Below are 6,071 nucleotides of genomic sequence, written 5' to 3' on the forward strand. Positions count from 1 at the left end.
GTTTAAAAGAGGTCTTATAAACTTAGGGTTGAATTCTATTGCTCTACTATAATCTGCAATTGCTTTATCAACCTGATTTATGCTTTCATACAATACACCGCGATTATTATATGCACCCGCATGTTTTGGATACAAGGATATAGCTTTGTTATAATCATCTAATGCTTCTTCTTTTTTCCCTTCTTTAAAATACAACCATCCTCTTTCAAGATAGATGTTTTCGCCTTTCGGATTAATTTCAAGCGCCTTGTTATAGTTGGCTAATGCTTTTTCAGAATCTTTTAGAGCATAGAAATAGACTTTACCCAATTTATAATAGACATTATCATCATTAGGATTCAATTTTATGGCATTATTTAAATCAGAAATGGCTTTTTCAGGTTCATTCTTCTTATAATACAGCCACCCACGATTTTCGTAAATGTTATCTCCTTTAGGATTTAGCTCCAACGCCTTGTTGTAATCAGCAAGAGCTTTTTCGTAATCATTGAATTGGTAAAAATAGAGCTGAGCCCTTTGATAAAATGATTCAGCATTTTTAGGATTTAAAGAAATTGCCTTACTAAAATCTGCAAGAGCTTCTTCATACTTCTTTTTCGTATAATAAAGACGTCCTCTTTCACGGTAAACATTGGACTGATTGGGATTTAGCTCCAACGCCTTGTTGTAATCTGAAAGAGCTTTTTCATAATTGTTTTTTCTGTAAAAATAGACAAGCCCTCTTAAAAAATAAGTATAACTGTCGTTACCATTTTTTGAAATCGATTTATCAAAATCTGAAACAGCTTTGTCAGGTTGATTCAATTGATAATACAAAAGCCCTCTCAGGGAATATGCAGGCGTGAAATCTGGATTTATTTCAATTGTTTTTGAAAGGTCTGAAAGCGCCTTATCTAATTTATTTGTTTTAAAATAAGCGTTTGCCCTATAAAAATAAAAATCAAAAGCTTTTGGCTCTATTTCTAATGCGCTATTATAGTCCTTAATCGCTAAGTCATATCTTTTTTGAGATACATAAAGTTGTGCACGGTTAACATATGCCTTTACATATTTATGGTCTATTTCTATTGATTTATAATAATTTTCCAGCGCATCATCCAATTTCCCTTGCAGAAAATATGCATAGCCAAGATTATTATAGCCTTCCGCGTTTTTGGAATTGATTTCAATACATTTTTTAAAATTCTTTATAGCTTCCGGATAATCTTTCTGAGAAAGAAATATTGAACCTTTGTAAGTATATGCCTCTATATTTTTATCATTAATCGCTAATGCCTTGTTTAAATCATTCAAAGCGTTCTCATATTGATTGAATGCAATATACAGCAGTGCTCTGCTGGTATAAGCAACATCAGAATCAGGTTTTAAAGATATGGCTTTATTAAAATCTGTGATTGCCTTGTCGAATTCTTTCCTAATGACAAAAACTCTACCTCTAAAAATATATGCATCAACATTGTCAGGGTTCAAATTGATTGCTTCATCTATTTTCTCAATTGCCTTTTCTATTTCTCCCTTTTTTAAAAGAGTATCAGCCGTGGAAAGATATCCAACAGCAAGTTGGTTTTGTTCCTCTTTGCTTATATGTTTACAAGCCAATAGAATTAAAATTGATAGAACAATAATGGATGAATATTGGATAAAAGCTATTTTCTTTAAAAATTTCATATTTCACCTCAAAAACAAAAAATTAATATTATTTTTTATTAAATGCTTTTTATTCTATCACTTCAAGTATAAATCTCGGGGGATATTATCTGCACAGATTAACGGTTTAACGGTGAAACGGCTATCTCTTTTACCCTATTATTCAGAAACTCATCTTTTCAAAATGATAAAGCGCAACTTAAAAAATTTTTATGCAACATTCTCTTGACAATATCCTATTCAAATAAGTATTTTTTTGTTTATGATAAAATCAAAAAATGAGGCAATAGTTTCTCAAAACTATGTCCCAACAAACTGCGAAATTCTATCCATAACAACTCTTACCCCTTCTGAAAAACTTTTCAAAATTAAAATGCCCAATGGCAAAGAATTAGGACATATGCCGGGACAATTTGTGCAGGTTTCTATTCCGGGGCTTACTGAGGCACCAATATCTGTTGCAAGCTCGCCTACTCGCAAAGGATATTTTGAACTTGCAGTAAGAAATGCAGGCACACTGACAGGCGCTTTACATAAACTCGATGAAGGGGATTATTTAGGAATACGAGGCCCTTTTGGCTCTTGTTTTGACATTGAAGCAATGAAGGGAAAAAATCTGCTCCTTATTTCTGGCGGCTGCGGACTCGCTCCAATGCGCTCTCTTATTCAGTATTGCGAAGACAATATCGATGAATTTGAAAATGTCAAAATCCTTTATGGCGCAAAAAATCCTGAACAAATGCTTTTCAAGGATGAAATCAGGCAATGGGAAGAATCAAGACATTTCAATTGCTTGTATACCGTTGATGAAATCAAAAGCGGTGATAATTACAAGGGGAAAGTCGGACTTATTACAAAATTAATACCTCCTCTCAACATCGATAAGAATAACACCATAGCAGTCATCATAGGTCCTCCTGTTATGTACAAATTTGTAATAGCTGAACTGATGAAAAAAGGAATAAATGAAGAGCAAATAATAGTTTCATTAGAAAGATATATGCGATGCGGCATTGGCAAATGCGGCCATTGCGTAATTGAACACAAATATTGCTGTATAGATGGCCCTGTTTTTTGGCTTAAAGATGTAATGGAATTGAAGGGAGCATTATGAAACGAACTTTGACAACCTGTCCTTATTGCGGGACTGGCTGCCGTTTTTATCTGCTTACAGATGATATGGGAAAAGTATGCGGAGTTGAAGCGTCAACAGAACATCACATCAGTAGAGGCCAATTATGTATTAAAGGATGGAATGCTTATGAGTTCGTGAATCATCCTGACCGTCTTACCACTCCTCTTATTCGAAAAAATGGAAAACTAGTTCCTTCATATTGGCAGGAAGCAATAGATTGTGTTGCAAAGCGATTAAAAGAAATTTCTGAAAAATATGGTTCCGATTCCCTGATGTTTTTTTCATCTGCCAAAACTACAAACGAAGAAAATTTTGCAATGATGAAGCTTGCTCGAGCAGTCTTCCGCACCAACAACATTGATCATTGCGCGCGTCTTTGCCACTCATCAACTGTTGCAGGACTCGCCGCAAGCTTTGGCTCTGGTGCTATGACCAATTCCATCTCCTGTATGGAAAAAGCCAAATGCATTCTTGTAATAGGATCCAACACGACTGAACAACATCCCTTGATAGGGACGAGAATCATAAACAATGTCATAGAAAATGGATGCAAACTTATCGTAGCAGACAGCAGGGCTATACGGCTTTCTCGTTTTGCAGAAATTCATCTTCGCCACAAAAACGGCACTGATGTAGCTCTACTTAATGGAATAATGAACATCATCATCAAGGAAGGATTAGAAGATAAGGAATTTATTTCAGAGCGCACTGAAAATTACGAGGAACTGAAAAAAACAGTAGAAAAATACACACCTGAAATAGTCTCAGAAATCACAGGATTGAAAGAAGAAGAAATAAGTGAAGCTGCGCGCATCTTTGGTGAATCAAAACCGGCAATGATAGTTTATGCAATGGGAATAACACAGCACACCCACGGTGTTGACAATGTAAAGAGTTGTGCAAATCTTGCAATGCTGACAGGGAATCTTGGTGTCGAGGGAGGCGGAGTAAATCCTCTGCGAGGTCAAAACAATGTGCAGGGCGCTTGTGATATGGGCGCATTACCTGATGTTTATAGCGGATATCAAAAGGTAACAGATGAAAAGGTAAGGAAGAAATTTGAAAAAGTATGGAGAGTATCACCTCTTCCCGATAAGCCGGGATTGACGGCAACAGAGGCAATAAGCGCCGCTGCAGAAGGGAAATTGAAAGCTCTTTATATTATGGGAGAAAATCCCATACTTTCGGATGCAAATCAAAACCATGTGCGAAAGGCATTTGGCAATTTGGAGTTTATAGTTGTACAGGATATTTTCCCTACCTCCACAACTGAATTTGCAGATGTTGTATTGCCCGCCTGCTGTTATGCTGAAAAGGACGGCACATTCACTTCAACTGAAAGAGGAGTGCAAGCTGTCAACAAAGCTGCCAACCCGCCCGGCAACGCAATGGATGACTGGAAAATATTCAGTGAAATAGCTATCCGTCTTGGATATAATGGACTCAACTATAAGTCTCCTTCAGAAATATTGGAAGAAATAAATTCGCTTACTCCAAGTTACGCAGGAATTACACCTAAACGAATCAAAAAGGAATTTCTGCAATGGCCCTGTCCTGACGAAAATCATCCGGGAACTCCCATTTTGCACAAAGAGAAATTTGCCCGCGGAAGAGGAAAATTTCATGCCGTTGAATTCAAGCCATCTGCTGAACTACCTGATGAAAAATGGCCTCTTTTGCTTTCAACAGGGCGTTGTTATTTCCATTTTCACACAGGCACTATGACAAGACGTTCGAAATTACTCGATAGAGAAGAAAGGTTCCCATATGTGGAATTGCACCCTGATGATGCAAAAAAAATAGGACTTGCAGATAGAGAATATTGCCTTGTATCGACAAGGCGAGGTGAAATTAAAGCAATGGCGCGAATTACGGATATGGTGATACCGGGCATCATTTTTATGCCCTTCCATTTTTTCGAAGGCGCTGCTAATGTGCTTACAAATAATGCCCTTGACCCCGAATCAAAAATTCCGGAATTCAAAGTATGCGCCGCCAATATAAGGAAAATAGAAGATGAAGGCATTAACATCTGCTGAAATGAAATCTTTCTTAAAATCACTGACAGGTGAATATGATGTAAGAGCACCTGTTAGATTGGAAGATGGGACGAGAGCGCTTGGGCATTTAGATGAAGGGAGATTGGCAATTGAAGGAGGGCCTATTGCCAGAAAACCGAATGATATTTTCTTTCCTCAATTTGATGTCATACTAAACGCAAAAGGCAATAAATTCAAAGTGGCAGATTCACTGCAAAAACCGTTGTTTGTCATCGGATTTACAGCAGAAGATTGTGAATGTCTTGAATTTGTCGATAAGTTTTACTCGGAAAATTTTCGTGACGAAATTTATTTTGCAAAACGCGATAAAGCTGTAATAGCAGCAGTTAGTGGAAAATGCGGCAAAGATGGAGAAATGCTGAAAATTGCCGGAGGTAAATGTGATTTAGAATTTATCTACGACGGCAGTAAATATATAGTTTGTGCCTATACGCTGAAGGGAAAAAAGATCGAAGAGAAGATAAAGTGTGAGGAGAAGAGTGCAAAGATCGATGAATTAAAAAAACTTTCAGACTCTATACATAATGAAGATTTAGAAATATTAAAAAAAGCCGGAGAATTAATCAGAAAAAATGCAGTTCCTGATGATTTTTGGAAGGAAATTGCAAACCGATGCATCTCCTGCACTGCCTGTAATATTGCTTGTCCCACCTGTACCTGTTTCGATGTCTGTGACCATGACCGTGAAAGAGTGATAGAGAGAATCCGTATGTGGGACTCTTGTCAGCTCGACGGATTTATGAGGGAAGCAAGCGGTCATAATCCTTTGGGAGAAGAGTATCTTCGTGCAAGAAGACGCATTCATCATAAACTTGCCGCAGATTATGAAAGATGGGGACATATCACCTGTTTTTTGTGTGGAAGATGTGATGATGTGTGCCCTACGAATATTGGCATCAAATCTGTCAATAGGGAAATAGTGAAGCGCTTCGGTTAATAGAAGAATGCTTGAACTCCCTAACAGATTTGCGAAAATACTTATAAGTGATTATTAAGATTGAACGGATACACTCTTACTGATACTCTCTTCTCTGAATAAGAGAATGCAGCAACTTAGATGACATATGAATTTTTAAAAATATTTTTTTTAATGAGAATTCCTTTGTCATCAATAATCTTTTCATTTAAATCAAAAATAAAATTTTGAAAAAAAGTATAAATTATTAACTTTTAATTTGAAATAATAAAATTTAGAAATATTAAAAAAAGCCGGAGAATTAATCAGAAAA

General features: G+C 36.5%; 4 protein-coding genes. 3 read left to right on the forward strand and 1 reads right to left on the reverse strand.

The window, feature by feature from the left end; genetic code table 11:
- Window positions 1-1,668 (reverse strand): tetratricopeptide repeat protein (locus tag D6734_07105; GenBank protein RMF94697.1); only part of this gene is annotated, 1,668 nt, incomplete at its 3' end.
- 241 nt (window positions 1,669-1,909) lie between these two features.
- Between D6734_07105 and D6734_07110 the strand changes: the two genes are divergently transcribed.
- Genes D6734_07110 through D6734_07120 form a run of 3 tightly spaced genes read left to right on the forward strand, consistent with a single transcriptional unit; the run spans window position 1,910 to window position 5,779 of the window.
- Window positions 1,910-2,761: an oxidoreductase gene (locus D6734_07110; GenBank protein RMF94698.1), complete on the forward strand. Its 852-nt coding sequence runs from the start codon at window positions 1,910-1,912 to the stop codon at window positions 2,759-2,761.
- A complete protein-coding gene (locus D6734_07115) occupies window positions 2,758-4,821 on the forward strand; it encodes a formate dehydrogenase subunit alpha (GenBank protein ID RMF94699.1) in 2,064 nt (687 codons plus the stop codon). Before D6734_07110 ends, D6734_07115 begins: the two co-directional genes overlap by 4 nt.
- Window positions 4,799-5,779, forward strand: a complete 981-nt coding sequence (locus tag D6734_07120) for a hypothetical protein (protein ID RMF94700.1) — start codon at window positions 4,799-4,801, stop codon at window positions 5,777-5,779. The genes D6734_07115 and D6734_07120 overlap by 23 nt, the downstream gene beginning before the upstream one ends.
- Window positions 5,780-6,071 lie beyond the last annotated feature (292 nt).

This window comes from Candidatus Schekmanbacteria bacterium, assembly GCA_003695725.1.
GTDB lineage: Bacteria > Schekmanbacteria > GWA2-38-11 > GWA2-38-11 > J061 > J061.

What these genes read in the sequence shown, in the direction of transcription:
- D6734_07110 (RMF94698.1), top strand. Translation starts at nt 1,910, where the DNA reads ATGATAAAATCAAAAAATGAGGCAATAGTTTCTCAAAACTATGTCCCA.
- D6734_07120 (RMF94700.1), top strand. Translation starts at nt 4,799, where the DNA reads ATGAAGGCATTAACATCTGCTGAAATGAAATCTTTCTTAAAATCACTG.
- D6734_07115 (RMF94699.1), top strand. Translation starts at nt 2,758, where the DNA reads ATGAAACGAACTTTGACAACCTGTCCTTATTGCGGGACTGGCTGCCGT.